Annotated in this window: 25 protein-coding genes and 2 pseudogenes; 10 read left to right on the top strand and 17 right to left on the bottom strand. The window is 67.6% G+C overall.

The annotated features are described in order from the left end of the window. The first annotated feature begins 83 nt into the window (after positions 1–83). The 3 genes from AB0H50_RS23995 to AB0H50_RS23985 all read left to right on the top strand — a co-directional run bounded on the left by AB0H50_RS23995 (position 84) and on the right by AB0H50_RS23985 (position 2,974). Positions 84–1,088 carry a hypothetical protein gene (locus AB0H50_RS23995; protein ID WP_357456591.1) on the top strand — a complete coding sequence of 335 codons (1,005 nt, stop codon included), beginning with the start codon at positions 84–86 and terminating at the stop codon, positions 1,086–1,088. A 132-nt stretch (positions 1,089–1,220) separates the two neighbouring features. Beyond that, entirely contained in the window at positions 1,221–1,823 is a 603-nt protein-coding gene (locus AB0H50_RS23990; RefSeq protein WP_357456589.1) for a TetR/AcrR family transcriptional regulator, read from the top strand. 176 nt (positions 1,824–1,999) lie between these two features. Then, positions 2,000–2,974: an SAM-dependent methyltransferase gene (locus tag AB0H50_RS23985; protein WP_357456587.1), complete on the top strand. Its 975-nt coding sequence runs from the start codon at positions 2,000–2,002 to the stop codon at positions 2,972–2,974. 410 nt (positions 2,975–3,384) lie between these two features. On the opposite strand, the gene AB0H50_RS23980 is transcribed toward AB0H50_RS23985, so the two are convergent. Genes AB0H50_RS23980 through AB0H50_RS23970 form a run of 3 tightly spaced genes read right to left on the bottom strand, consistent with a single transcriptional unit; the run spans position 3,385 to position 5,386 of the window. After that, entirely contained in the window at positions 3,385–3,759 is a 375-nt protein-coding gene (locus tag AB0H50_RS23980; RefSeq protein WP_357456585.1) for a hypothetical protein, read from the bottom strand. After that, the gene (locus AB0H50_RS23975) at positions 3,756–4,931 is read right to left on the bottom strand and encodes a PLP-dependent aminotransferase family protein (protein WP_357456583.1); all 1,176 of its coding nucleotides are present in this window, start codon (positions 4,929–4,931) and stop codon (positions 3,756–3,758) included. The genes AB0H50_RS23980 and AB0H50_RS23975 overlap by 4 nt, the downstream gene beginning before the upstream one ends. Then, complete coding sequence (locus AB0H50_RS23970; protein WP_357456582.1) at positions 4,928–5,386, bottom strand: cupin domain-containing protein; 459 nt, start codon at positions 5,384–5,386, stop codon at positions 4,928–4,930. Before AB0H50_RS23970 ends, AB0H50_RS23975 begins: the two co-directional genes overlap by 4 nt. Before the next feature lie 358 nt (positions 5,387–5,744). On the opposite strand from AB0H50_RS23970, the gene AB0H50_RS23965 reads away from it, so the two are divergent. Further along, entirely contained in the window at positions 5,745–7,136 is a 1,392-nt protein-coding gene (locus AB0H50_RS23965; RefSeq protein WP_357456580.1) for a hypothetical protein, read from the top strand. Between the two features lie 121 nt (positions 7,137–7,257). On the opposite strand, the gene AB0H50_RS23960 is transcribed toward AB0H50_RS23965, so the two are convergent. From AB0H50_RS23960 to AB0H50_RS23935, 6 genes and pseudogenes are all read right to left on the bottom strand, one after another. Further along, entirely contained in the window at positions 7,258–7,986 is a 729-nt protein-coding gene (locus AB0H50_RS23960) for a hypothetical protein (RefSeq protein ID WP_357456578.1), read from the bottom strand. Positions 7,987–8,191: 205 nt separating this feature from the next. After that, a complete protein-coding gene (locus tag AB0H50_RS23955) occupies positions 8,192–9,010 on the bottom strand; it encodes an SGNH/GDSL hydrolase family protein (RefSeq protein ID WP_357456576.1) in 819 nt (272 codons plus the stop codon). Positions 9,011–9,036: 26 nt separating this feature from the next. Next, positions 9,037–9,162: pseudogene (locus AB0H50_RS23950) on the bottom strand (acyl-CoA dehydrogenase N-terminal domain-containing protein); the annotation flags it as partial. After that, on the bottom strand, positions 9,159–10,295 hold the full coding sequence (locus AB0H50_RS23945) for an FAD-binding oxidoreductase (RefSeq protein ID WP_357456574.1): 1,137 nt from the start codon (positions 10,293–10,295) through the stop codon (positions 9,159–9,161). The gene AB0H50_RS23945 and the pseudogene AB0H50_RS23950, both read right to left, overlap by 4 nt. A 12-nt stretch (positions 10,296–10,307) precedes the next feature. After that, complete coding sequence (locus tag AB0H50_RS23940) at positions 10,308–11,795, bottom strand: NAD(P)/FAD-dependent oxidoreductase (RefSeq protein WP_357456572.1); 1,488 nt, start codon at positions 11,793–11,795, stop codon at positions 10,308–10,310. Next, positions 11,792–12,208: a nuclear transport factor 2 family protein gene (locus AB0H50_RS23935; RefSeq protein ID WP_357456570.1), complete on the bottom strand. Its 417-nt coding sequence runs from the start codon at positions 12,206–12,208 to the stop codon at positions 11,792–11,794. Before AB0H50_RS23935 ends, AB0H50_RS23940 begins: the two co-directional genes overlap by 4 nt. Positions 12,209–12,330: 122 nt before the next feature. On the opposite strand from AB0H50_RS23935, the gene AB0H50_RS23930 reads away from it, so the two are divergent. Further along, positions 12,331–12,894, top strand: coding sequence for a PadR family transcriptional regulator (locus AB0H50_RS23930; protein WP_357456568.1), 564 nt, complete (start codon positions 12,331–12,333; stop codon positions 12,892–12,894). A 97-nt stretch (positions 12,895–12,991) separates the two neighbouring features. Here the strand turns inward: AB0H50_RS23930 and AB0H50_RS23925 are convergent, their stop codons facing one another. After that, positions 12,992–14,581: an AMP-binding protein gene (locus AB0H50_RS23925; RefSeq protein ID WP_357456566.1), complete on the bottom strand. Its 1,590-nt coding sequence runs from the start codon at positions 14,579–14,581 to the stop codon at positions 12,992–12,994. Between the two features lie 270 nt (positions 14,582–14,851). Next, entirely contained in the window at positions 14,852–15,313 is a 462-nt protein-coding gene (locus AB0H50_RS23920) for a VOC family protein (RefSeq protein WP_357456976.1), read from the bottom strand. A 101-nt stretch (positions 15,314–15,414) separates the two neighbouring features. On the opposite strand from AB0H50_RS23920, the gene AB0H50_RS23915 reads away from it, so the two are divergent. After that, positions 15,415–16,410 carry a YafY family protein gene (locus AB0H50_RS23915; protein WP_357456565.1) on the top strand — a complete coding sequence of 332 codons (996 nt, stop codon included), beginning with the start codon at positions 15,415–15,417 and terminating at the stop codon, positions 16,408–16,410. A 45-nt stretch (positions 16,411–16,455) separates the two neighbouring features. Here the strand turns inward: AB0H50_RS23915 and AB0H50_RS23910 are convergent, their stop codons facing one another. After that, a complete protein-coding gene (locus AB0H50_RS23910) occupies positions 16,456–17,412 on the bottom strand; it encodes a LysR family transcriptional regulator (protein WP_357456563.1) in 957 nt (318 codons plus the stop codon). Positions 17,413–17,527: 115 nt separating this feature from the next. On the opposite strand from AB0H50_RS23910, the gene AB0H50_RS23905 reads away from it, so the two are divergent. Next, positions 17,528–18,424 (top strand): NAD(P)H-binding protein, encoded by an 897-nt coding sequence (locus AB0H50_RS23905; RefSeq protein ID WP_357456561.1) that lies wholly within the window; start codon positions 17,528–17,530, stop codon positions 18,422–18,424. A gap of 83 nt (positions 18,425–18,507) precedes the next feature. Then, a complete protein-coding gene (locus tag AB0H50_RS23900; RefSeq protein WP_357456559.1) occupies positions 18,508–19,368 on the top strand; it encodes an NAD(P)-binding domain-containing protein in 861 nt (286 codons plus the stop codon). Positions 19,369–19,736: 368 nt separating this feature from the next. Here AB0H50_RS23900 and AB0H50_RS23895 read toward each other — a convergent pair whose 3' ends face one another. Together AB0H50_RS23895 and AB0H50_RS23890 are read right to left on the bottom strand one after the other, a co-directional pair. Further along, a complete protein-coding gene (locus AB0H50_RS23895; RefSeq protein WP_357456557.1) occupies positions 19,737–20,135 on the bottom strand; it encodes a PPOX class F420-dependent oxidoreductase in 399 nt (132 codons plus the stop codon). Between the two features lie 158 nt (positions 20,136–20,293). After that, positions 20,294–20,770 (bottom strand): DUF1772 domain-containing protein, encoded by a 477-nt coding sequence (locus tag AB0H50_RS23890; RefSeq protein ID WP_357456555.1) that lies wholly within the window; start codon positions 20,768–20,770, stop codon positions 20,294–20,296. 332 nt (positions 20,771–21,102) lie between these two features. On the opposite strand from AB0H50_RS23890, the gene AB0H50_RS23885 reads away from it, so the two are divergent. Then, the gene (locus tag AB0H50_RS23885) at positions 21,103–21,504 is read left to right on the top strand and encodes a hypothetical protein (protein WP_357456553.1); all 402 of its coding nucleotides are present in this window, start codon (positions 21,103–21,105) and stop codon (positions 21,502–21,504) included. Here AB0H50_RS23885 and AB0H50_RS23880 read toward each other — a convergent pair. Then, complete coding sequence (locus AB0H50_RS23880; protein WP_357456551.1) at positions 21,501–22,916, bottom strand: amino acid permease; 1,416 nt, start codon at positions 22,914–22,916, stop codon at positions 21,501–21,503. The two genes, AB0H50_RS23885 and AB0H50_RS23880, sit on opposite strands and share 4 nt — an antisense overlap. Before the next feature lie 168 nt (positions 22,917–23,084). Continuing rightward, positions 23,085–23,221: pseudogene (locus AB0H50_RS23875) on the bottom strand (alkanesulfonate monooxygenase); the annotation flags it as partial. Positions 23,222–23,364: 143 nt separating this feature from the next. On the opposite strand from AB0H50_RS23875, the gene AB0H50_RS23870 reads away from it, so the two are divergent. Next, positions 23,365–24,864 carry an NAD(P)/FAD-dependent oxidoreductase gene (locus AB0H50_RS23870; protein ID WP_357456549.1) on the top strand — a complete coding sequence of 500 codons (1,500 nt, stop codon included), beginning with the start codon at positions 23,365–23,367 and terminating at the stop codon, positions 24,862–24,864. A 47-nt stretch (positions 24,865–24,911) separates the two neighbouring features. Here the strand turns inward: AB0H50_RS23870 and AB0H50_RS23865 are convergent, their stop codons facing one another. Then, a complete protein-coding gene (locus tag AB0H50_RS23865; protein WP_357456547.1) occupies positions 24,912–25,523 on the bottom strand; it encodes a helix-turn-helix domain-containing protein in 612 nt (203 codons plus the stop codon). Positions 25,524–25,527: the final 4 nt, after the last annotated feature.

Raw genomic sequence — 25,527 nt, 5'->3', positions numbered from 1 at the left:
CACATGTTCTTGACAGCTGCGCATACGTACAGCGGTATAGGCATCACAAAACGAATATCTGTTCTGTTTGTAGAAAGGGTGTCATGACTGTCGTACAGCGCGCGGTGGGGGTGGGAATCGCCGCCGTAGTGTTTCAAGGGGTAATGCTGATCGCGTTCGCCTGGCCCGCATCCAATGTCGAGCCACGGGATCTGCCGGTTGCGGTCGCCGGCCCGCAGGCCGATGCGGTCGCCGCCCTACTCTCTCAGCGTGCTCCCGGCGCCTTCGAGGTCACTGTCGTTGCCGACGCGGAGCGGGCTCGCGGTCTGATAGCCGATCGAGAGGTGTACGGGGCGATTGTCACCGGGGCCGTGGGCGGCGGCGGTGGGTCCGGTGACAAGGCGCAGGTGCTGGTCGCGTCGGCGGCGGGCCCGGCGGTGGCCCAGCAGCTGACGCGGGTAGCTGGGCAGCTGTCCGGCGTCCCGGAAGCTGCCGTCGAGGATGTGGTTGCCAGCGACCCCGATGACCCGAACGGAGGCGGATTCGCTGCGATGGTGCTGCCGCTGGTGGTGTCGAGTCTGGCGGCGGGCTATCTGCTGGCGCTGGCGGTTCCGTCGATCGGCGCACGTATGGTCGGACTCGCGATCTATGCCTTCGGCGCGGGATTGTCGAGTGCGGTGGTGGTCAGGGGATGGCTGTCGCTGGCCCCAGGGTCCTATCTTGCCCTGGCCGCGGTGATCGGGCTGATCTCGATGTCGGTGTCGGCCACCATCGTCGCGGCCGGTACCGTCGCCGGACGGATCGGCCTCGGGGTGGCCGGGTTCACCTTCCTGCTGCTCGGCAACCCCCTCTCCGGTGCGTCGACCGGCTCGGAGATGCTGCCGCAGCCGTGGGGTTCGGTCGGTCAGCTGCTCCCGCCGGGGGCGGGTGCGTCATTGTTGCGCTCGGTCATGTTCTTCGACGGCGCGGCGGCCGGGGTTCCGTTCACGGTCCTGCTGGTCTGGGTGACCACAGCACTGACGATGCTGACGCTGCTGGCTCTGGCCGGCGCCATGCACCACCTTGCCCGAAACTCGTCGCAGGTGCCGGAACTTGTTGCCGCAGAATGAGAACGGGCTGTCCGTTGCCAGCGCGGTCACACGCCCTGCCGAGAACAGGCACGCCTGCTTGCTGGCGGGGCGGTGCGAGTTGCCCGCCCCCAACCCGCAGTAAGCGGAACAAGCGTTCTTTATGATCGGGTGATGCCACGTCTCACCGAGAGGTACCGAGCCGCACGCCGGCAACAGGTCGTCGACGCCGCCCGGCGATGCTTCACACGTAACGGGTTCCATGCGACGTCCATGCAAGACGTGTTCACTGAGTCCGGGTTGTCGGCGGGCGCTGTGTACGGCTACTTCGCCAGCAAAGAAGCCCTGGTCGCCGCTATCGTCGAAGAGGTCACCGCCGAGATCACGGCCGGATTCGACGAAGTGCTCAGCGACGCCGAACTGCCGCCCATTACCGAGGTTCTGCAGCGACTGTTCACGGTCGTGGACAAGCAGGACAATCGGCGCGAGTTCGCGGCCCTGGTGGTGCAGGTGTGGGCGGAGGCCGTGCACAATCCGGTGCTCGGCGCGTTGCTCGCCGGGAAGTATCGTGACCTCCGTGACGGTTTCACCCGAATAGTGCGCCGGTACCAACGTGAGGGTTTGCTCGATCCCGCGGCCAAACCGGTCGATGTCGCGCGTGTGCTCACCACATTCGGTCCGGCGTTCCTGTTTCAGCAGGCGCTACTCGACGGAGTGGGCGCACAAGCATTCAGCAACGGGTTACGCCCACTCCTGCCGCCGCCCAAGACCGCCTGACGCGTCACCGAACAGCCCGAGGCGCTGTCGCCAACCCGACGTCGGCAGTCGATGGTGTCCATCGACGGTAGGACGGTGTGCTCTCGTCGGCTCGGATCGGTTGGTTCGCCGACGTAGCGGGGGTTGTTCGCTCCCTATGCAGCCATCACGCCGTCCGTTCCACACCTGGTGCCCGTTTGAACCCCGAGCTCAAAACGAATTGCTATTCTGTTTGCGTGGAGAATACAGAGCTGTTGTCCACGCAAGAAGAACGGTCAATCTGTTTTAGGGAGAGGTGCGCGATGAGTGCAACACAGGGCGATCCGGACTCGGTGCCGCTGAGCGGGATCGGGGAGACGTCACTGGGTGTGGCGGCCCTGCGGGCGGTTGAGAATCAGCGGGCGGACCGGTTGTTCGAGGATCCGTACGCGCAGCGCCTGCTGGATGTGGCGGGCGGGTGGGCGATGGCGAGCGTGGCTACCCCGGCGAGTGGATTGAGTTTCGTCGATCTGATGGCTGGTCAGGTAGCGATCCGTACCCGTTTCTTGGACGAGGTTCTCCTCGATGCCGTCGGCGACTCGTGCAGCCAGGTGGTATTGCTCGCGTCGGGGATGGACGCGCGTCCGTACCGCCTGCCCTGGCCTGACGGCACACGCCTGTTCGAGGTAGATTTCGAGACGGTACTGACCTTCAAGCGCGACGCGCTGCGGGGCAGTGGCGCCCGCGCACGATGCGAGCATGTTCAGGTGGCCGCCGATCTGCGCGCGGACTGGCCGGACACGTTGCGCCGAGCCGGATTCGACGCGGATGTGCCCACGATTTGGCTGGCGGAAGGCATTCTCTACGCCCTGTCGGCGGATGCCGCGGACGTGCTACTCGCGCGCATGACCGAGCTGTCGGCCCCAGGTAGTGAACTGGTAGCCGACCACGTCGAGGACTCGCCGCTGCTGCGTGATGCTCGCGCGGCGATATCGGACGAACTGGTGCAGCTGTGGCGTGGCGGACCGGACGACGACCTCGATACCTGGCTCTACAGGCATGGCTGGAAACCCGCGGTGCGTGAGATCGCCGCGCTCGCCCGCTCCTATCGACGTCCGGTGCCGCCCGCGTTCGATCCGGACCTCGACGGGTCCGGCCGGGGCTGGCTGGTCACCGCCCGACTCCAGGGCTGAGCCGAGCACGAGATCAGATTCCGTCGACCTCGACGATGCGGAAGAGTGTTGGGGTGCTCGGGCCATGGGGCCGCCCTTGTCGAATCGGGAGGCGACGACGAGGAGGTGGTGGTTCTCGGTGTGGGTCAATGTTGTTGGGATGCTGAGAACTTGGTGGCCGCGCGGCGTGTGATGCGTGAGATGTGAAGGGACTCCCGGTAGGACTGAGGTTTCCACACCTATCAGTTCTCACCGAGAGTCCCTGTGTCAGGGTCGCTTACCTGTTCGTGTTCGTCATACCCGGCCCACGGCGAGTCGCCACGAAGCCATGGTCTACCTCGCCGCCATCCGCACCCTCACCCGCCGACTGGCTCGCGACAGCGAGGCACCCACCTGAGTTCTCAGATGCCCTCTGAGAGGTCGCCGTTCGGTCAGTGCGCGAAAGGGTCGAAGCGGCGTCCGGTGAGCCGGGCGGGGAGGGGCCCGCCGGTGATGGCGCCGCCCAGGTCCTGGAATGTTGCGCTCGCCGTGCCGGTGAATTCCGTGTCACGAACAGTCAGTTCGAATCGAACGATGCCTTTGCGTATCCGGCTCGGATCGTCGCGGTCGACCGTGAATTCCAGGAATGCGCCCGTGATCCGTGCTCCGTCGGCTCGCCAGACGCCCATGCCGTTGCTGTCGCTGGTGGCTCGATTGCCGTGGTCGGGGTTCGACTGGAGCATGGTGCCGTCCGCGTGAAATGTCATGACGTGGTGAGAGAACGGCGCGCCGTCGGCGACCACCTCCCACACTCCGATCATGCTCATCGAGCCCCGCACAGACCGGCCAGCAGAGCGATGCCGCGGTCGATGTCGTGGTGCGGCACGCTCGCGAAGCTGAGTCGCATCGCATTGCGGGGCGCGTCGTCCTCGGCGAAGAACGTGGTTCCCGGGATGAAGGCCACCCCCGCCTCCAGCGCGGGCAGCGCGAGCGCCACGGCGTCGAAATCGGCGGGGCCCTCGACCCAGACGAACATGCCGCCGTCCGGGTCGGTCCAGGAGAAACCGTCCGGGAAGTGCCGTTCCAGCGCCGCCGTGACCGCGTACAGTTTGGCGGCGTAGGCGGCGACGATGTGGTCCAGATGCGCGGATGCCGCTGCGCTGTCGAGGAATTCGGCGGCGATCGCCTGGTTGAGCACCGAGGTTTGCATGTCGATGCCCTGTTTCAGTGCCAGCACCGGTTCGACGAGTTGATCCGGCAGCACGGTGATGCCGATGCGCAGCGCGGGGGCAAGGGTTTTCGACAGCGAGGTGATGTAGACGGTGTTGTCCGGCGCGTAGGACCAGAACGCGGGCAGCCGCCCGCCGCGGTAGCGCAGATCGGTGTAGACGTCGTCCTCCACCACCATCGCGCCGCGCCGCACGACCACCTCCGCGAGCTGCCCGCGCCGGGGCGCGGGCATGGTGCGGCCGGTCGGGTTGTGGAAGGTCGGGAGCAGATAGACGAACGCCGTGTCGTGCAGCGCCAGCGCGGCGTCCAGCGCCTCGGGCAGCATGCCGAATTCGTCGGACGCTACACCCACGGTCCGCGCGCCGTGACTGCGGAACACCTTCAGCGCCGGCCCGTAGGTCGGCGTCTCCACCAGTACCACCGCACCCGGATCGAGCACGGCCATGCAAACATTGTGCAGCGCGCCGGATCCGCCGGTGGCGATGTGCAGTCGGTGCGCCTGGGATTCGATGCCACGGCCGGACAACAGCTTCCGCGCCTGCTCCAGCATCGGCGGGAAGCCCTGTGTCAGGCCGTACTGCACAGCCGCGTTCCCGTACTTCGCGATGGCGTCAGCGGCCGACGCCGCGAGAAGGGCGCCGGGCAGCAGCGCGGGGTCCGGCGCGCCGACGGCGAACGAGATCACCGCGGGATGGCGCGCCAGGGCGGCGAAGACGTCATCGATCTGTCCGCTCCGCGCCGCTGCCCCGCGTTCGACGGTGACGCTCACGCGTGTGCCACGGCGAGTTCCCGCCGCAACCGCGCAGCGATATCCGCGGCCGCGACATCGTATTCCGGCGCCAACACCAGATCGTCGCTGAAGAGCGGATCGGTGCGGATGTCGACGGCCGTCAATTCCTCGGTGTCGCTGAGGTTCACCGCCACGTGCACGACGCCGGCGGGGATGTAGAGGAATTCGCCTGGTCCGTGCAGCTGCGGCGTCAGTTCCGGGCCGACCAGCGTCGCTGCCCGGCCCTCGAGGCACAGCACGATGGTCTCGCTGTGGGCGTGGTAGTGCGCGGCAGCCACCTTGCCCGGCGCCATGGTGATCATGGCCGCCGAAATTCCCTCGGCGCCACAGGTTTCCGTCGTCACGCACGGGATCAAGTGCTGGCCGTGCCTGCCCACCGTCACCGCGTGGTCCGCAGCGGCGATCACGCGTGCTGTCTTTACGACATCGTTCATCGAGCATTCCCAACATCGAGGCCGGTCGGTATGCGCCCGAACGTAAGTCATGCCGGGGCCGGGGGAGAAGCCCCCCGACCCCGATTTCATCAGGCATTCGGCAGGACTTACGCGGGTGCAGACGGAAGTTCATCTCGGGAGTGACCAAGATCAAATTCTCGGCGCCGCAAACATCAGCGGCACGACCGGAACGCGGCGACTCGAGCGGACGGCCGTCACAGCAATGTCGTGGCATACCGGAACGCCGCGACCGCGGAGCGGGCGAGTATCAGCGATCCGCGCGGATCTCCACGCGCCGCAGCGCCCGGCGGTACGGTTGGTCTCCGACGCAGGTTTCGCCTCGCGGAAGGGCCGGGAGATGGATTCGAATCTGCAGCAGCGGCTCGTCGCGTTGTTCCAGCGAACGGCGGCGACCGTACCCGCCTATCGCGCCTTCCTCGACAGCCACGGCATCGACCCCGCTTCGGTCGTCGACGCCGCGGGATTCGCGCGAGTCCCGCTGATCACCAAGGAGAACTACCACCATCGCTATCCGCTGCCGCAGCGGTGCCGCGACGGTGATCTCGGCGCATGCGATCTGATCGCGGTGTCGTCCGGCTCGACGGGCACGCCCACCTTCTGGCCCCGCTCCGCCGCCGACGAAGTCGCCGCGACCCGGCGCTTCGAACAGGTCCTCGTGCACGGCTTCGACGCAACCCACCGGCGCACCCTCGCCGTGGTGTGCTTTCCGCTCGGCACCTGGGTCGGCGGCCTCTACACGCTGTCCTGCCTGCGCGGGCTGGCCGCCGAACTGGCCATGACGATCGTCGCGCCGGGCAACAACAAGGCCGAGATCCTGCGCGTGGTACCGGAACTCGGTCCGCACTTCGACCAAGTGGTGCTGTTCGGTTATCCGCCCTTCCTCAAGGATGTCATCGACACCGGCCTGCGCGGCGGCGTCGACTGGTCCAGCTTCGCGCTGAAAATGGTGTGCGCCGGCGAGGTTTTCAGCGAGCAGTGGCGCGATCTCATGGGCAAGCGCGCCGGGCTGGATCCGGTCCGCGACGTCGCCGCGCTCTACGGCACCGCCGACGGTGGCGTGCTCGGCAACGAGACCCCGCTCAGTGTGCGGATCCGGCGTTTCCTCGCCGAGCACCCCGGTCCGGCTCGGGAACTGTTCGGCGGCCAGCGGCTGCCGACCCTCTTGCAGTACAACCCGGCGGACCGCTTCTTCGAAACCGTCGATGGCACACTGGTGTTCACCGCCGACTCCGGCGTTCCGCTGATCCGCTATCACATCGCCGACGACGGCGGCGTCATCCCGCACGAGCGCCTGGTGGAATTCTGCAAGGCGCACGGCTTCGAACCCGACGAGGAGACCGGCCCCGACCTGCCGTTCGTCTTCGTCTTCGGCCGCGCGATCCACGCCGTCTCGGTATTCGGCGCCAACGTCTTTCCCGAGACGGTGTCGCTCGCGCTGGAGCGGGCCGAGATCAGTGACTGGGTCACCGGGAAGTTCGTGCTGGAGGCGTGGGAGGACGCCGACCGCGACCGGCTGCTCCGCATCACGGTCGAGCTCGGTCCCGACGAGCCGAACACCGCCGGGCGCACCCGGCTCGTCGCCGCCGCGATCCGCGACGAATTGCTCACGCACAACAGCGAATACGCGAACTATGTGCCCGCCGAGCGTCACCTGCCGCATGTCGAGCTGCGCCCGGCAGGCGACCCGGATTACTTCCCGGTGGGGGTCAAGCACCGCTACACGCGGTGACCTGGCCGCAGCCCGGATACAAATCGAACAACGCGAAGTTCACCAGGGTGACCCCATGGGTATCGGTCGACGATGACCGAGACTCGGTGTCGGCGGCGGAGTCGCATCAGTCGAGTAGCTCCTAGTCCACCAGCTGCTGTTCGTAGCGGGCCAGGCCGGTCAAGATGACCGGCTCATCCTGGTAGTCGTGTTTCGCCCGGTCAAGGAATTCCTTGATCTCGTCGCCGTGTTGGCAGCCGTAATCGGTCGGGTACCGCTGTGACGGTTCAGGTGCAGGGGCCCAGCGCAGCCCGTGAGCTTCGATGAAGTCGTTGACTGCGGCCAGCTGGTTGAGAGCGGTGACCAATTCCGGCAGCCGACCTCGATAGATTTCCGCGGCTGTCGATGCCGGGCCGAACAGCCGCTCGAACTGGCGATCCGATGGCCGATCCGACTTGGAGGCCGCATCGAGAATGGCATCCCAGATGGGCTGCGCGATCAACGCGAAGACGACCATGTCGCCGTCCAGCACGGTCGATGCGGAATAGCTGCCGTTGTCACGGATCTCGTCGTCGATCGCGACGTGCGTGCGTTCGATGAGCTGCAGCAGCTCCTCGATGTGGCTGTCGGAGGTGAGTGCGTCGCCGTCGAATGTGCTGGTCTGGTCTTTGGCGAAGAACCTGCCGTCGCGATACCGGTCGAAGAAGTAGCGCAGAACGAGCTCGGTGTTGAGGTCCTCGTGGACGCCGTCGATGCCGCCGAGTCGGTCGTAGGTGCCTGCGATGCCCAGCGCGATCGGCAGGTAGTTCTGCCCGATGCGTCGTAGCATGACCAAGGTGGCGTCGTCGTGCAGACTGACACCGGTGATCATGCAACTGCAGTCGTAGAAACCCATCGCACCAATACCGTTCCTCTCAACCGCGGAAATCCCGGATAGCCCCCGCTCGAGTCGGCCGGTCACCGCAGATCGGCCGATCTCACGTCCACAGTAGCCAATTCCCGCTCCTGACACTTTGCGTCCGCCCTGGCATTCGGCCGGCCCCTCACAATTACTGCTGGAACCCCGCGTCCCGTGATCACGGCCGGGGTCGGTCGGCGGTCGCGGCGCCTGGGGTTTCCGTGCGGTCGCGAACCGGTAGCAGGTCGGGGCGCTTGGCGGTGCGGCCGTCGCCGGACGATCGCCCGGTCAGTCGTCGGCCCAGCCATGGCCCGAGAAAGGTTGCCGCCCAGCGCAGTTCGTTCGCGGCGGTGGACAGGGCGCCTCGCGCGGGCAGCGGCGGTTGCAGTGGTTCGATCCAGCGATCGTCGGCGCCGGGCAGCCGCAGCGCGTAGGCGAGGGCGTCCGCGATGCGCTGATGTCCGAGCGGACCCGCGTGCAGCCGATCCGTGCTCCAGAGGCGGGGATCGGTGACGACAGGGTAGGGCGCCGTGTCGGCGACGATGACGCCGTGCCGTTCGGCGGAGGCGCGGATGCGTTGGTTCATCGCGGTGACCCGGCCGCCGATCGGACGCGCGAGCGGGGTGATGCGGGCGACGTCTGGGAAGGTCAGCGTGGCCACGACCACGCCCCGGGCGGTGAGCGCGGCGAACATGGCATCGAGGTGGCCTACGACCTCGTCGGCGTCGAATCCGGGGCGCAGCAGGTCGTTGAACCCGGCGACCACGGTCGCCAGATCGGGGCGCAGCGCCAGTGCGGCGTCGAGCTGTTCGGCGTGCACCTGGTGGGCGAGTTTGCCGCGGACGGCGAGGTTGGCGTAGTGGAGGTCCGGTTCGATCGCGGCGAGCCGTTCGGCGAGTCGGTCGGCCAAGCCCCGTAATCCGGTCCGGTCGTCGCCGTCGCCGACGCCTTCGGTCTGGCTGTCACCGAGCGCGACGTATCGCGAGTAGCTGGTCATGCGCAGGTGAGCGCGACGAAGCGCGCGGTGTCGAGGTCGCCGAACGCTTCGTCGTCCAGCAGCGTGTCCAGGCCGAGGACCTCGAACAGGTTGAATTCGAGGTCGCGGACGTTGCTGCGGTAGTGGCTCGGGCTGGTGTAGCTCGAGGTCACAGGTCGAGCTCCACATCGGTGATCGGATAGGCGACGCAGGAGTGGGTGTAGTCGAACTGCGCGTCGGAGAGCCGGAGCTTGGCCTCCTCCGCGGTGTGCACCTGGCCTTTCACGACCCGGACCCGGCACAGGCTGCATTCGCCGGAGCGGCACGCCGCCTCGGGGCGAAAATTGTTGTCCTCCAGGGCGTCCAGCAGCGGACGGTTGCGCGGCGTACGGAAGGAGACGTTCCCGACGGTGACGGTGACCTCGCCGGCCGGGTCCGCTCCCGTGGGCCAATGCGGTTGGGCCGCAGGGTCGTTCGGCGCCCCGTTGGCCTCGAAGCGAATTCGCTTGCGCGGCTGGCCGAGCTCGGTCAGCTGGGCGAGAGCGTAGGGGTAGAGGGCCTGCGGGCCGCAGACGTAGACCATTCTGCTGTCGAGTGCACCGGCGAGGTAGCGGATGGTGTCCGCGGTGAGAAAGCCGGTGGCGCCGGTCCATTCGGCGTCCGGCTCGGCGATGACGTGGTCGACGTCGATGCCGGGATGCTGGGCGGCGAGCGCGTCGAGTTCGTCGCGGAAGATGACGTCGGCGGCGTCACGGGAGCCGTAGATCAGGTGGAAGGTGCGGTCGAGGCCGCGCCCGGCGATCTCGCGGATCATGCTCATGGCGGGCGCGACACCGGATCCGCCCGCGAGGAACACCACGTCGTTGCCGTGGAAGAGCGGGTTGTGATGGAAGGTGCCCATCGGCCCCGTGGTGGTCAGCACCTGGCCGAGCTCGACGGTGTCGATGAGCATGTTGCTGATGCGGCCGCCGGGCACGCGGCGGACGGTGAGGTCGTAGTGGTCCAGGCGACTTGGGCTGGAGGAGATGGCATACGGGCGGCTGGTGCCGTCGAAGAAGACGTTGACGTACTGGCCCGCGAGAAACGGTGGCAGCGTGGCCTGTTCGAGATTCGCCAGCCGGAAGGTCTTGGTGGTGGGGGTCTCGTCGATGATCTCGGTGACCGCGAGCTGTAGCCGCTTGGGGTGATACGCGTTGATGGTGGTGCGGGTTTCGGCGAGGTGGTCGCGGGTGTCGGGGATACGGGAGTCGATTTCGGCGAGGATCTCGCTCGCGCCGTCGAATCGTTGTGCGAGGGGGTGTTTCACGATGTGCTCCGTTCAGGCGGCTTTGGTGCGCAGCAGGCGGCGGGCGACGCGGGCGCCTGCCTCGAGTGTGGGTTGGAAACCGCCGATACCGGCCCAGGAACCGGCCAGGTGCAGTCCGGGCACGTGGGTCCCGCGTTCGCTGTTGCGGAACAGCCAGCCTTCGGTGGAGTCCTGGTCGTAGCCGTAGATCGCGCCGCCGGGGTGGCCGAGGTAGCGCATCATCGTCAACGGCGTCGCGACGTCGACCTCCTCGATGGCGTCACGGATGCCAGGGGTGATGGTCTCGCACAGGTCGAGCAGGGTCTCGGCGTAGGCGAACTTGGTGCGCGCGTACTCCGACGGCGCCACGTTGCGCCAGATGTCGGCGTACTGCAGCGTCATCAGGCTGACGTGTGTCGCGCCCGCGGGAGCGAAGCCGATCGGCGCGACGTCGTAGGAGCTCACGCAGATGCCGCGCGCGGGTTCGAAGGACCGCCACGCGTTGTAGGTGCGGTCGTCGTCGGTGTCCATGTTGACGAAGGTGGTGCTGGTGGTGAAGCCGAGTTCGGCGGGAGAGGCGTCCAATCCCATGTGCAGCACGAACCCGGAGACGCCGATGCGCCTGGTCGCGAGATCATCGCGCACCGCGGCGGGTACGTCGATGCCTTCGAGCATCCCGTAGGTCGTCGGCAGCGAGGCGTTGGACACCACATCGGGCGCGGTCACTTCCGAGCCGTCGTCGAGCCGCACGCCGAGCACCCGGCCGCTCTCGGTGAGGATGGCCGCCACGCCGGTGTTGAACCGCACCTCGCCACCGGCGGCGAGGAAGGTGTCGAGGATGGCGGTGGACATGGCCTGCGAGCCGCCGCGCACGTGCCACGGCTTGAACTCGAAGTAGGCGAACAGCGTCAACGCCAGATCCTGGAACCGCAGCTTCGACGGCGGCTGACCGAGGTAGGTCCAGTACATGCCGAGCGCGACCTTGATGCGCTCGTCATCGAAGAACTCGTCGAGCACATCCTTCAGCGGGCGCAGGCCGTACTTGAACAACACCGGATCGATCTGTTCGACCGGCATGCCGCGCATGGCGGCGATCTGCCAGAACGTCACCTGCCTGAGCAGTTCGAAGAACTTCGCTGTCCGATCGCGGTTGCCGGGGAACTCCGCCTCGATGGCGTCGATGGCGGCGTCCCAATCGGCGGGCAGGGTCAGATCCAGCTGGCCGGGAATCACCGCTCGGTAGATGTCGTGCTCCTGCACGAATTCCAGCTTGTCGGCGATGCCGAGCTGCTGGAACAAGCCCTCGCGCAACGAGATCGGCTGCCCCTCCATGCCCACGCCGGACAGCTGGTGCAGCGCCACCTCGAACTCGAACCGGCCGCGGCGGAACGAGGTGCCACAGCCGCCGGGGATGTTGTGCCGTTCCAGCAGCAGGGTGCGCGCACCGGCGCGCTGCAGCGTCGCCGCGGCGGTCAGGCCGGCATTGCCCGCGCCGATGACGATGGCGTCGTAGTCGGTCATGCGCCGGCCGACTCTCGCTGGAGCTGCGCGGTGGCCTCGGCCTTGATGCGCTCGAACTGCTCACCCATCCGCGCGGCCAGCGCCTGCGCGGCCGACAGCGGGCGCACCATGACCATGAAGTCGTCGATCTTCCCGTCCTCGTCGAAGTGCAGGAAGTCGCAGCCGGTCAGCTGCTTGCCGTCGACCTCGGCCTCGAACACGAACGCGTGGTCGCGGCCGTTGGCGTCGGCGATCTCGCGGACGTAGTGGAAGTCCTCGAAGACCCGGATCACCGCGCGCAGGATGGCGGCGGTAATGGCCTTGCCCGGGTACGGCTTGAACGCCACCGGACTGGTGAACACCACGTTGTCCGCAAGCAATGCCTCGATGGCGGCCTCGTCGCGAGCCTCCACGGCTGCCCGGAAGGGATGCATTTCCCACCTCTTATGGTCAATTTGTTGACTATATGATTGAAACCGTAGCTCGCATTCGTGGGCTTGTCCAGAGAGTGTAGGACAAATATTTGAATAATCGCTCTGGGTGGTAGCCTGGGCGGATGGCGCTACGTAACGCGGTATTGGCCGCCCTGCTGGAGGGCGAGGCATCCGGCTATGACCTGGCCAAGGGCTTCGATGCCTCGGTGGCCAATTTCTGGATGGCCACGCCCCAGCAGCTGTACAAGGAACTGGAACGGATGGCGGCCGACGGCCTCATCGAAACCCGGGTCGTGCAGCAGGAACGCCGTCCCAACAAGCGGCTGCACGCCATCACGCCGGCCGGGCGTGCGGCGCTGCACGAGTTCGTCGCCGAGCAGGCCAAGCCCACCGCCATCCGCGACGAGATGATGGTGAAGGTGCAGGCCATGGACGTCGAAGACGCCCCGGCCGTGCGCGCCGCGGTGGCCGACAAGCTGGCATGGTCGCAGGCGAAACTGGACCGCTACGAACGACTCCGCTCCCGGCTGCTGGACGGGCGCAGCGAACAGGCGTACCTGGCCGAGGCCGACCGCGTCGGCCCCTACCTCACGTTGCTGCGGGGAATCTCCTTCGAGCAAGAGAACATTCGCTGGGCCGAGTTCGTGCTGTCGGTGATCGATCGGCGGATCGCCGCGCACGTGTAGCGCTTCACCCACCGCGACGAGCATCATCGCCGCGGTGACCAGCTCTCGCGCGCACGACGATGCCGCCGACCGGAAAATCCGGTCGGCGACGCACTTCTCAGTGCGCGGTTTCCAGCTGTCGCAGATCCTTGCGCAGGATCTTGCCCGTCACCGATTTCGGAATGGCGTCGATGAATTCGACGCGGCGCACCTTCTTGTAGGGCGCCACCCGTTCGGCGACGAAGTCGATGACCTGCTGCGCGTCGAGTCCGGCGCCCGGCTGCCGCACCACGAATGCCTTCGGAATCTCCTCCCCGTCATCGTCTTTCACGCCGATGACGCCCGCGTCGGCGATCTGCGGATGGGTCAGCAGCACCGCCTCCAGCTCGGCGGGCGGCACCTGGTAGCCCTTGTGCTTGATCAGCTCCTTGACCCGGTCCACCAGGTAGACGACCCCTTCCTCGTCCACTACGGCGATATCGCCGGTGCGCAGAAAGCCTTCCGCGTCGAACGCGTCGGCCGTCGCGCCCTCGTTGCCGAAGTATCCGGCCATCACGTTCGGCCCCTTGCAGCACAATTCGCCCGGGGCGCTGAGACCTCCGGCCGGATAATCGATCTCGACGCCGGATGCCGGATCGACGAGTTTGCACTCGATGTTCGGCAGGGTGATGCCGATGGACCCCAGGGGCAGATCCACGCGATCCTCCGGGATGCCGTGGCTGGCCGGGCTCATCTCCGTCATCCCGTATCCCTGGTGAACGCGGCAGCCCAACCGCGTGGCGACGGCATGACCGAGATCGGTATCGAGCGCGGCGGCCCCCGACATGACCACTCGCACGCTCGACAGATCGTAATCGTCCACCCGCGGATCCTTGGCCAGCGCAACGGCGATCGGCGGTGCGATCAACAGGTAGGTGCAACGCTGCGTCGCGGTGATCCGCAGGAACTCCGTCAGCTCGAACCTGAGCATCGTGACCAGCGTGGCCCGGCGCCGCAGGGCGGTGTTCAGGATCAGCGTCAACCCGTAGATGTGGAAGAACGGGAGGACGGCCATGATTCGATCCGTCGCGCCGCTGCGTGTCAACGGTTCCACCTGGCAGATGTTGGCCACCAGGTTCCGATGAGTCAGCATGACGCCCTTGGGCTTGCCGGTCGTTCCCGACGAATACGGCAGCACCGCCAGGTGAGTGGCTGGATCGAAACTCACCTCGGGAGCCGGAGCGCCCGTGCCGAGCAGGTCGACCAGCGACTCGTGACCGGGCGCGCCGTCCAGCACGATGATCCGCTCGGGCGGTATGCCCGCGGTCGCGGCCGCCGCGCCTGCCTGCTGAAGGAAGAACGAGATCGTGAACAGGAACTTGGCGTTCGCGTCGACCAGCTGTTTGGCGATCTCTTCGGCGGTGTACAGCACGTGCACCGTGGTGGCCGTGCCGCCGGCCCGCAGCACACCGTGCAGCACCGTGGCGAACGCGGGGACATTCGGGACGTGCACCGCCGCCACATCGCCGACACCCAGGCCGCGGACCGCGAGCGCTCCGGCCACGGCATCGATCCGATCGCGCAGCAACCGGTAGGTCGTCTCGTCACCGGTCGCGCCGTCCAGCAGTGCGGGCCGGTCCAGATCCGCCTCGGTCAAACCGCCGAACAGGAACTCGTACAGGCTCGCATCCGGGATGTCGACGTCGGGATACGGGCTGGTGAAGCTCATGGCACACGTCCTCGTAGTCGTCCGAACCCGCCGCCGGGTGGCGCGGGTCACAACCTGACCGACTGTAAAGGCAAAATCACCTCTATTCAACTTCTTGACTAACAAAAAACTTTCTTTGCACGGCACCACCGTCACCGACATGCTCGAAACCGGGTGGGCGGATTGGTCCGCCGCGGCCGAGCGGGCGTATCTGGATCTGGCGCGACGCTGTTCACGCGTCGTCGTGGCCGGGTTCTCGATGGGCGGCACCGGTCACACAGCCGAACCGACTCAGTCCAAGCAGAACTCGTTGCCCTCGGGGTCGGTCATCACGATGAAACCGGCGCTCATCGGAAGCTCGGGCTCATGGCGACGTTCCCGTTTCGCTCCCAGCGCGACGAGGCGGTCGCACTCGGCCTCCAGCGCCGCCATCCGTTCCTCGCCCTGTAGTCCGGGAGCCGCGCGGACGTCGAGGTGGACGCGGTTCTTGGCGACTTTGCCCTCCGGCACCTGCTGGAAGAACAGTCGTGGGCCGTGCCCGTCCGGGTCCTCGATGGCCGATCGTGTGTTGCGCTGCTCCGGCGGGACGCCGATACGAGCGAGGAACTCGTCCCACGCGGCGAGCGGGTCGGCATCGGCGGGCAGGTCGACTCCGGGTGGGCCGGGGTGGACATAGCCGAGTACGTCGCGCCAGAAGGTGGACAGCGCCTTCGGATCGTGGGCGTCGAAAGTGATCTGGATGTGGCGGCTCATCGAGTTGCTCCGTTCCTGGCGGGTTGCGTCTGTGTCCATGCGGTTACTGTGGCACCAATAGCGGACAGTATCGGTCCGCTATCTTAGGCAGGGTTGGCGAGGTGGACGTGGCAGGTGACGAGCGGGGTACGACCGAGCGGGTGCTCACCTTGCTCGGGCTGTTGCAGCAACGCCAGGTGTGGACCGGCCCCGAGCTCGCCGACCGGCTGGGCGTCACGCCGCGCACGGTGCGGCGCGATGTCGAACGACTGCGCGTCCTCGGCTATCCCGTGCACGCCTGCCAGGGCGTCGGCGGCGGCTACCGGCTCGGCTCGGGACAGGACCTGCCGCCACTGCTGCTCGACGACGAAGAAGCGATCGCCACCGCAGTCTCGCTGCTCGTGGGCGCGGGTGGCGCGATCACCGGCGCAGGCGACGCCGCACTGCGCGCACTGACCAAACTCGATCGGGTGCTACCCGCCCGGCTACGGAGTGAGGTGCGCGCGCTGACCGAATCGGTCGAATCCTTCGGCGGAGGCCGCATTCCGGTCGACCCCGAGGCGCTCATGACGTTGGCCAGAGCGTGCCGCGACGAGGTCGAGGCCGGATTCGACTACCCGTCCGCGAAACAGCCGCGACGGCGGCGGGTCGAGCCCTACCGTCTCGTCGCCTCCGATCGGCGCTGGTATCTGCTCGCCTACGACCTCGAGCGCGATGACTGGCGCAGCTTCCGCGTCGACCGGATGACCGACGTCGTCGCACGGACCTGGCGTTTCCGCGCGCGTCCCGCGCCCGATGCGGCGACCTACGTGCAGGAGGGCGTGGCGAGCCGGGTCTACCCGCACCGGGCGCGCTTTCTCGTGCACGCGTCGGCCGACACGGTGCGCGCGCAGATTCCGGTGTCGGCGGCCGTCGTCCGCGGGCAGGGCAGCGAGCACTGCGAGGTGCTCAGCGGCGCAGCCAACCTCGACGCTGTCCTCATGCACGTGCTCATGCTGGGGCACGACTTCGAGGTACTCGACCCCCCGGAGCTGGCGACGCGCTGTTACGAGTTGGCGCGGCGACTGCTGACGGCCGGTGGCACGACCTCACCGACGCCGGACGTCGAGGGCACGTAGGCCGCGATGGGCATGTCGCTCACCGCCGCAACGGTTTTCGATCGATCAATTCGTTGCGGCGCGACTGCTCTCCTTGGCCGGACGGAGTACCCGGCGCACGGCGCTACGCAGCCACTGGTGGGCCCCGTCGGCGGAGTGGCGCGGATGCCAGGCCATGCCGATCGTCAGTGGTGGCAGCGGCAGCGGGATTTCCAGCAGGCGCAGTCCCAGCGCGTCCGCCGCGTCGGTGAGTGGTGAAGGGGGCTCGCCCGGCAGCGCGGTCGGCACCAGGCAGACCACGTCGCCGGCCGCGGCCAGCGCCATCGCCGCCAGATGTCCGGGCAGCACGGCGCTGACCCGCCGGCTGAGCCCTTGCTCGGCCAGGGCCGCGTCCAGCGGGCCGGTGAAGCGTCCCCGGCGGCTGACGGCCACGTGCTCGGCCGCGGCCAGCCTGGCGGGCGTCAGGGTTCCTTCGGCGAGCGGGTGCCCAGCCCGGACGCCGGCCGCCATCCGCAGCGTGACCAGCTCGTCGACCCGGGTCTCCGGGTCGACGTGGTCGATGGCCCCGATCTCCAGGTCGATCCGGCCCTCGCGCAGCGCGGGGCCCGCCTCCCACTCCTCGGCCAGCACCCGCAGCGCGACGCCCGGCGCCCGCTGCCGGGCCAGCCCGAGCAGACCCGGCGCCAGCGACGCGCCGACCAGGTCCGAGGCCTGGACGGTGAAGGTGCGCCGCAGTGCGGCGGGGTCGATCCCGCCGCTCGGGGTGAGCAATTCCTCCAGCCGGCGCACCACCGCGGCGGCCTCGTCCCGCAGCGCCTCGGCGCGGGGTGTGGGCACCATCGCCTGTCCTGCCCGCACCAGTAGCGGATCCTGGAGCACCCGGCGCAGCCGGGCCAGGGTGCGACTCATCGCCGCGGGAGAAGTGTGCAGCCGCGCGGCGGCACGGGTGACGCTCTGCTCGGTCAGCAGGGCGTCGAGGGCGACGGCGAGGTTCGCGTCGAGGTTCGGGGCTGGGCTGCTCACCGGCACAATTCCGTTTCGGGCAATGATTGGATGCTGAAGTTCCCATTGTGGCAATGCAATTCGGGTCTGCACGATGAAGGGGCCGTACCGATCCGACACAGACCGCGAGGTTTTCATGATCGTCATTACCGCCCCTACCGGCAATATCGGCCGACAGCTGCTGTCGCTGCTGGTCGACGCCGCGCCCGCACGCGGAGAGGAGTTGCGCGTCGTGGTCCGCGATCCTGCCCGGCTCCCCGAGGCCGTGCGCGGACGGGTCGAGGTGGTCACCGGCTCGCACGGCGACGCCGCGACTGTCGAGCGCGCCTTCACCGGGGCCGACGCCGTTTTCTGGCTGGTGCCGCCAGACGCATCGGTCACGCCCGACGAGGCGTACAGCGGCTTCACCCGCCCGGCTGCGCGGGCGTTCGCCGCACATGGCGTCGGCCATGTCGTCGGCGTCTCGGCGCTCGGCCGCGGCACCCCGCAGGCCGCCCAAGCCGGGCTGGTCACCGCCTCCCTGGCCATGGACGACCTGATCGCCGGCTCCGGCGTCGCCTACCGCGCCCTGGCCAACCCGTCCTTCTTCGAGAACCTGCTGGAGGAGGCCGACTCGATCCGCGAGAACGGCGTCTTCACCGACACCGTCGCCGCGGACCGTCCGGCCCCGCTGGTGGCCGTCGCCGACATCGCCGCGACGGCGGCCGGGCTGCTGCTGGACCGCTCCTGGACCGGCGTCGGCAGTGTTCCGGTGCTCGGCCCGCAGGATCTGTCGCCCAACGACCTGGCCCGCATCATGACCGAGGAGCTGGGGCGTCCGGTCCGCTACCAGCGCCAGCCGCTCGACGAGCTGCGGTCCACTCTGCTCGGCTATGGCCTCAACGAGGCGTTCGTCGAGGGCATGGTCGACATGAAGCGCGCCAAGGACCAGGGCCTGGACTCGGGCGTCGGCCGCTCGCCGCAGGCAGGTCCGGCCACCGGATTCGCGCAGTGGTGCGCGCAGACTCTCGAGCCCGCCGTCCTCGCCACCTGACGCTCCTCCCGCAGCGATTTGACCTGAACAGAAGTTGAGCTTTTAGGGTCCGTTTCGTTGTTGTGTATGCGAACGGAGACACGGTGAAAATCACGGTTCTGGGGCTGGGCGAGATGGGATCGGCGCTGGCTTCAGCGCTTTTGAATGCCGGTTATCCGGTCACGGTATGGAACCGGTCAGCAGAGAAGGCCCGTCCGCTGGTGGCCGAGGGAGCGCGTTTGGCCACCAGCCCCGAGGAGGCGGTAGCCGCGGGCGAGGTGGTGATCGTCAATGTCAAGGGCGGCACGGTGGCAGCCGAGTTGCTGCGTACGGCAGGGCTGGTGTTGCCGGGCCGAACCGTGGTCGATGTCACCGACGGCACCTCGGCACAGGTCGAGGTCACCGCAGAATTGGTGACCGGGCACGGTGCGGATTATCTCCACGGCCAGATCATGACGATCGCTCCTGCCGTCGGCTCACCGGATGCAGTGGTCTTCTACGGTGGCCCCCGGCAAGTGTTCGACCGATGCGAACCCGTGCTGCGAGTCCTCGGTGGCCGCGCCACGCATGTGTCATCGAATCCGGGTGTGTCCGTGCTGTACGGAATGGCCGTCCACGACATCATGTGGGGTCTGCTCAATGGATTCCTCCATGCCGCGGCACTTCTCAACAACGCAGGCATCCGGATCGGTGACTTCGCCGAGCAGGCCGAGCCGTCCCTGACAGCACTGCCGTCGCTGTTCCCGATGCTTGCCGATGAGATCGATCGCGCCGAGTACGCCGTCCCATTCGGCGCACTCCAGCACCATCTGCCCTCCGTCGACGACCTGATCGCCGAAAGCCGTACTCGCGGCATCGATGTCGACCTGCCCACCTACACCAGGAATATCGTCGCCGAAGCCATCGGAACAGGCCACGGAAAGGACAGCTACGCCTGGCTGGTGCAACACTTCGGCGGGCGGTGAGAACACATGTGCCAGCGCCAGGCCGATGAATGTCGGCTTCGGCGTGCTGTATGAGGCAACCGCGCTGGCGACTCGCGAGTCGCCAGCGCGGTTGGCGATGCAAGCGCTGAATTCCGGCCGGTTGCACCATGACCCCCGAATCCGGTTGGAACCGGTGTGATTCACGTGGAACTCTGGTTGCACTCCGTGCCGGGACGGGGTAAGCCGCCGCGCGACAGCGAATCTGCATCGAGTGCAGAACAGCAGGGGGTGCCGTAGCATCGGCCGAATTTCGGAAGGTGCCCGGTCTCACTCGCTGACGCGGTCCATTCCACTCACTACCGGACGGTCGGTGACGGCCTTTCTTGCGGGGTCGCCCACGTGCCCGACTACTCGGCGCCGCGACTGGTGAAGTCGAAGGATCCGCCGTCGATGCCCCAGGAGATGACCCGTTCGGGGTGAATACGGATGATCGCGCGTTCCTGGTGTTGGAACGGTGGCTCCTCGCCATCGAGCGCCTCGGCCGTGCCGCGTACCTCGATGCCGCGAATCACGTATGGCTCCAATGAAACCTGTTGGTCGATGACGAACGACACCCGGCTACCCGCCTCGACATTGCGGTACTTTCGACTGGCACGCATCCGCATGCCCCCGATGTCGATCGTGCCGTCGGCGTTCACCCGATAGCTGGTCGGGTTGTTCTGCACAACGCCGTCGGACGACACCGTGGCCAGCCGACCGATCCCGGCCTCCGCGAGGAACTGCTGTTCATTGATGGTGAAGGTCATGTCAGTTACTCCTCGGTGAATTCGATATCAGGTGTGCCCCCGGCGATCAGCCGGAAGTTGTTGGGTGCGGGAAGCGCAAGCTGTTGGCTGCCGCGTCCCGCGAGTCTTGTGTCGGCGGTTCAGCGGGACCGCGACACCGCCGGCCCTGTGCTCTGAGATCAGAACAGAATCAGCGCGGCGCACAGTCCGGCAATGGCAACGAACTGCAGGGTGACCCGGTACTTCAGAATGCTGTCCCACTTGTCCTGCAGCGCACGGGCATTGGCCGGAATGATGCCGCTCTGCGCAGCGGCGGTCTGCTGGGTATTGATCGGCTTGGCGATGCGGACGTAGAAGGCGAGCCAGGTGAGCAGTGCCGCGACCGTGATCCCCGCCGCGACAGCGGCGCCGATCTGCCCGGCCAACAGCGCGATCAGCAGCGTGAGCACGGCGGTGACCACACCGCCCGCACCGACAACCGGCATGCGCTTATCGCCGTAATAGTGACCCCATCCCGCACTCATGGTCACGGCCGCATCATCGAGCTTGCGGTACACGGACCGGGTGATCACGGCCCCGCAGACATCGGTGCCATAGACGATGGCATTGGAGAGAACGGCGACGGCGGCAATGATCTGGCCGGTGACAATGAGCATTTCGGCTTCCCTTCCCTGGAAGCTAGCAGCGCTAGAAGCTGGAGCAACGGTAACATTCGTCCGCTAGCTTGTCTAGCCTTGCTAGATTTCAGATCGCTACCGCGGGATCGCGCTCGGATCAGCAAGCTGCACATGCACACCTGCGACCCAGCCGAGCGGCAGCCAAACAAGGCAGTAACCACCCCACCCGCAGCGCAAGAACCCGAAAACCCAGCCCTACCAGCGACCTACGGCATATCCGCCCGAAATTCCGCGGATGCTACGGCTTCCCGGCGCTCGCATGTAGTTCGGCCCCGCTGCGGACGCTCGAGATCGCTGGCAATGTGGACGTCATGACCCTCGGTTCCGGCATCAAGATCCTCTCCATCGGCCTGCATCCCAGCCAGCTCGACTACAGCAGGCACGCGGGCCTGGACGAGGCCGAGCTCACCGCGCGCGTCGAGGCGGGGACGGCGGCGCTGCGCGATTCGGGCTTCGACGTCGTGTCGTGCTCGGTTCCCGCCGATCCCGACGCGGCCGAGGACCTCGTCAAGAGCAGGCTCGGGGAGGCGACCTACGGGCTGGCGATGATCGGCGGCGGCGTCAGGATGCTCCCGGAGCAGACCTTGCTGTTCGAACGGATCGTGAACGTGCTGACCGAAGGGGCGCCCGGCATCAGGCTCTGCTTCAACACGTCCCCGGAAACAACGGTGGACGCATTGTTGCGCTGGGTGCAGCCCGCCGAGCGCGGCTAACTCGCAGGGCGGGCCGGAACGCGGGCCTCGGACGCGGCGAAGGTCGAATGCCTGCGTCCGTACAGGAGATAGACCGCGACGCCGACAGCGACCCAGACCGCGAACCGCACCCAGGTCAGCGCGTCGAGGGTGAACGCCATCAGCGCGCATCCGATCAGCGCGAGGATCGGCACCAGCGGCACGAGCGGGGTACGGAACGGACGCTCCCGGTTCGGCTCCAGCTTGCGCAGCACCAGCACGCCGACGCACACCACCGCGAAGGCCGACAGCGCGCCGATGTTCACGAGTTCGACCACGATGTCGATGGGCAGCAGTCCGGCGATGGCCGCGCAGCACACCCCGAGAACCAGCGTCAGCCGCACCGGCGTCGAGCGCTTGCCGGTGGCGGCCAGCCTGCGGGGGAGCAGACCGTCGCGGCACATCGCGAAACTCAGCCGCACCTGGGCGTAGACGATCAGCAGCAGCCCCTTGGTGAGCGCGATGACCGAGGCGACGATGATGACGCTGCCGATCCAGCCGATGTTCAGCGCACTGAAGGCGGTGGCGATCGGGGCGCCGTTGTTCAGGGTCGGGAACGGGGCGACGCCGGTGAGCACGGCGCTGACGAGCGCGTAGAGCAGGGTCGCGATCAGCACCGTGCCGATGATGGCGAAGGGCACGTCACGCTTGGGGTCGCGCGCCTCCTCGGCGGAGGCGGCGACCACGTCGAAACCGAGGAAGGCGAAGAACGCGATGGCTGCGCCGCCGATGACGCCGCCCCAGCCGAACGGGGCGAACGGGACCCAGTTGCCCGGGTCGATGTGCGGGGCGCCAACGGCGATCACCAGTACCAGCACGCCGATGGTCACAGCGACGAGCGCCTTGGTGATGCGCGCGGTGAGCGTCACCTCGCCGACCAGCACGGCCACGATCGCGGCGATGATCAGCACCGCGGGCAGGTTCACCACCCCGCCCTCGCCGGGCCCGGCGGTGATGGCGTGCGGAAGCGTGATGCCGAACATCGAGTCCAGCGCCGACACCGTGGTGCCGGACCAGCCGATCGCCACGGCCGCGCCCGCGATGACGAATTCGAGCAGCAGATTCCAGCCGACCAGGAACGCGGGACCCTCACCGAGGGTGGCGTGAGTGTAGGTGTACGCGCTACCCGAGACCGGGACCATCGCCGCGAGCTCGCTGTAGCACAACGCGACGAGCACGCAGACCAGACCGGCCAGTCCGAACGACAGCACGATGGAAGGCCCCGCCTTCTCCGCGGCAGCCACGCCGGTGATGACGAAGATGCCCGCGCCGACGATGGTGCCGACGCCCATGGCGGTCAGGTCGGTCCGCCCGAGGCTGCGTTTGAGCGCCACGCCGGACGGGCTCGAGTCGGGCGTGCGGCGGCGCCACCTTTGTTCAGCTGCGCGGGTCATCGACTTCCTCTCGGGGCGTGGTTCGCCCCAGTACGACAAATGGAGCCTCGGCTCGGCCTTCGTGGGCCGGAGCCGGGGATCCATTCTCATGGGTGCCGCGACGGCATCGATAACCGGGGGTTTGCAGGCGCTGCGTATCGGCAGCGAGCGCACCCGGGACGCGCGTCCTCAGCTCGACGCCGAAGCCGCGAACGGAGTGCCCACCCGGACCGGCGCGGATGCCGCCACAGACCCTTGCGCTCCAGGATCGGCAGCACCCACTCGCCGAACCAGTACGCCTCCTCGAGGTGTGGGTAGCCGGACAGGGTGCATCGCCTCGAAACCGTCGTCCTCGGCCGCGGGATCAGAGGATTCGGGTTCTAGACGTTACTTCGAATAACATGTACCCTCGATGAACACGCTCGGACGACGTCGCCCGGGTGCGAGACCAGACGAAACGAGTACCTCAATGACGCGGCATGTCGACGTACTGATCATCGGCGCCGGCCTGTCCGGAATCGGAATGGCCTGCCATCTCACCCGCGAGCAGACCGGACGCAGCTACGCGATCCTGGAACGGCGCAGCGCCATCGGCGGGACCTGGGACCTGTTCAAGTACCCGGGCATTCGCTCCGACTCGGACATGTACACCTTCGGCTACGGCTTCCGTCCGTGGCACGGCACCAAGGTGCTCGCCGACGGCCCGCACATCCGCCAGTACATCGAGGACACCGCCGCGGAGTACGGCGTCACCGAGCACATCCGGTTCGGCCGCAAGGTGACCGTCGCGCGCTGGTCCAGCGAGACCGAGCTGTGGACCGTCACCGCGATCGACGAGCGGACCGGCACGACCGAGGAGTGGACCAGCAACTTCCTGGTCGGCTGCACCGGCTACTACGACTACGACAACGGCTACCGCCCCGAGTTCCCGGGCGAGCAGAACTACCGTGGACAGATCGTGCACCCGCAGCACTGGCCGGAGGATCTGGACTACCGAGGCAAGCGAGTGGTCGTCATCGGCAGCGGCGCCACCGCGATCACCCTGATCCCCGCCATGAGCGAGGACGCCGCGCACGTGACCATGCTGCAGCGCTCGCCCACCTACATCACGGCGTTGCCCGCCGACGACCCGGTCGCGGTGGGCATGAAGGCGGCCAAGGTGCCCGCGAAACTGGCCTACCGGATCGGCCGCGCGCGCAATATCGCCTTGCAGCGCGCCAGTTTCCAGCTTTCCCGCACCAACCCGGCGGCGGCCAAGAAACTGCTGCTCGCCGCGGTCCGGCTACAGGTCGGCGCGGACCTGGACATGCGCCATTTCACGCCGACCTACAACCCGTGGGACCAGCGCCTGTGCGTGGTGCCCAACGGCGACCTGTTCAAGGTGCTGCGCAGCGGCAAGGCCTCGATCGCCACCGACCGCATCGACACCTTCACCGAGACCGGTATCCGGCTGGCCTCCGGCGAGGAACTCGAGGCCGACATCGTCATCAGTGCGACGGGCCTGTCGGTGCAGATGCTGGGCGGCGCGGCGCTCGAGATCGACGGCGAGCCGGTGGTGACCCGCGAGCGCGTTGTCTACAAGGGCGCACTGCTCGACGGCGTACCCAACGCCATGATGGTGCTCGGCTACACCAACGCGTCGTGGACGCTGAAGGCCGATCTGGCTGCCGAGTACTTCTGCCGCCTGCTCAACCACCTCAAGTCCAAGGGTCTCACCACGTTCGTCGCGGTGGCCGAGGAGGGCGACCGCGGCGCCGATTCGGTCATGGGCGGCGCGCTGACCTCGGGCTACATCAAGCGCGGCGACGCCGTGATGCCGCGCCAGGGCACCACCGGCCCGTGGCAGGTGATCAACAACTACTTCCGCGACCGTGCCCTGCTGCGCAAGGCCCCGCTCGAGGATGGCGTGCTGCGCTTCAGCGGCGCCGCCGACCGACCCGCGGCGCTGCTGGAAAGCCGCAGCGCCTGATCCGCTCGGTCAGCAGCTCTTCGGCCCGCCGGCGGGCCGAAGTCGTGTCACGGCATGCCGAGCAACGTCTCGGCGATGATGTAGACGCTGCGTAGATACTCGTTCCACACCGCCGGGTCCGCGCCGCGACGTTCCAGTGCGCCGCGGGCCAGTGCGTAGCCGATGGTCTCCGCGAGCACGCGCGGCTCGGCGACCGGCGAGATCGCCGCGGCCCGCTGTTGGCGCTCGATCCACCGGGTGAAGCGGCGGGTCGGACGCTCGGCGATCTCGGCCACGAGTCCGGCCAGGGCCGGATCGATGGCGCCGCGCTCCTCGATCATCCGCAACAACGGACCCGTGTTTCGGGCCGCGATCGCGAAGGCATCGATGGTGGCACGCAACGTCTTTCGCGGGTCGTCACCGGTGAGTCCCGGCTCCTGGGCGGCGAGGAAATCGTCACGCACCCTGGCGGCCAGCGCGTGGAAGATCTCCTCTTTCGAGGCGAAGTACACATACAGCGTGGCGCGCGCGACGCCCGCCTCCGCGGTGATGGCCGCGACGGTGGTCCCGGCATAGCCGCGCGCGGTGAAGACCCGGGCGGCGGCGTCAAGCAGGTCACGGTGGCGGTCGGTGTGCGAGCGTTCGCGCGCGCCGCGAACCGACCAGGCGGAGGAGGTCACGACA

The organism is Nocardia sp. NPDC050793, assembly GCF_040654065.1.
Taxonomy (GTDB): domain Bacteria; phylum Actinomycetota; class Actinomycetes; order Mycobacteriales; family Mycobacteriaceae; genus Nocardia.
Note: the sequence above shows the minus strand (reverse complement) of the source record. Positions and strands in the feature narration are given on the sequence as shown.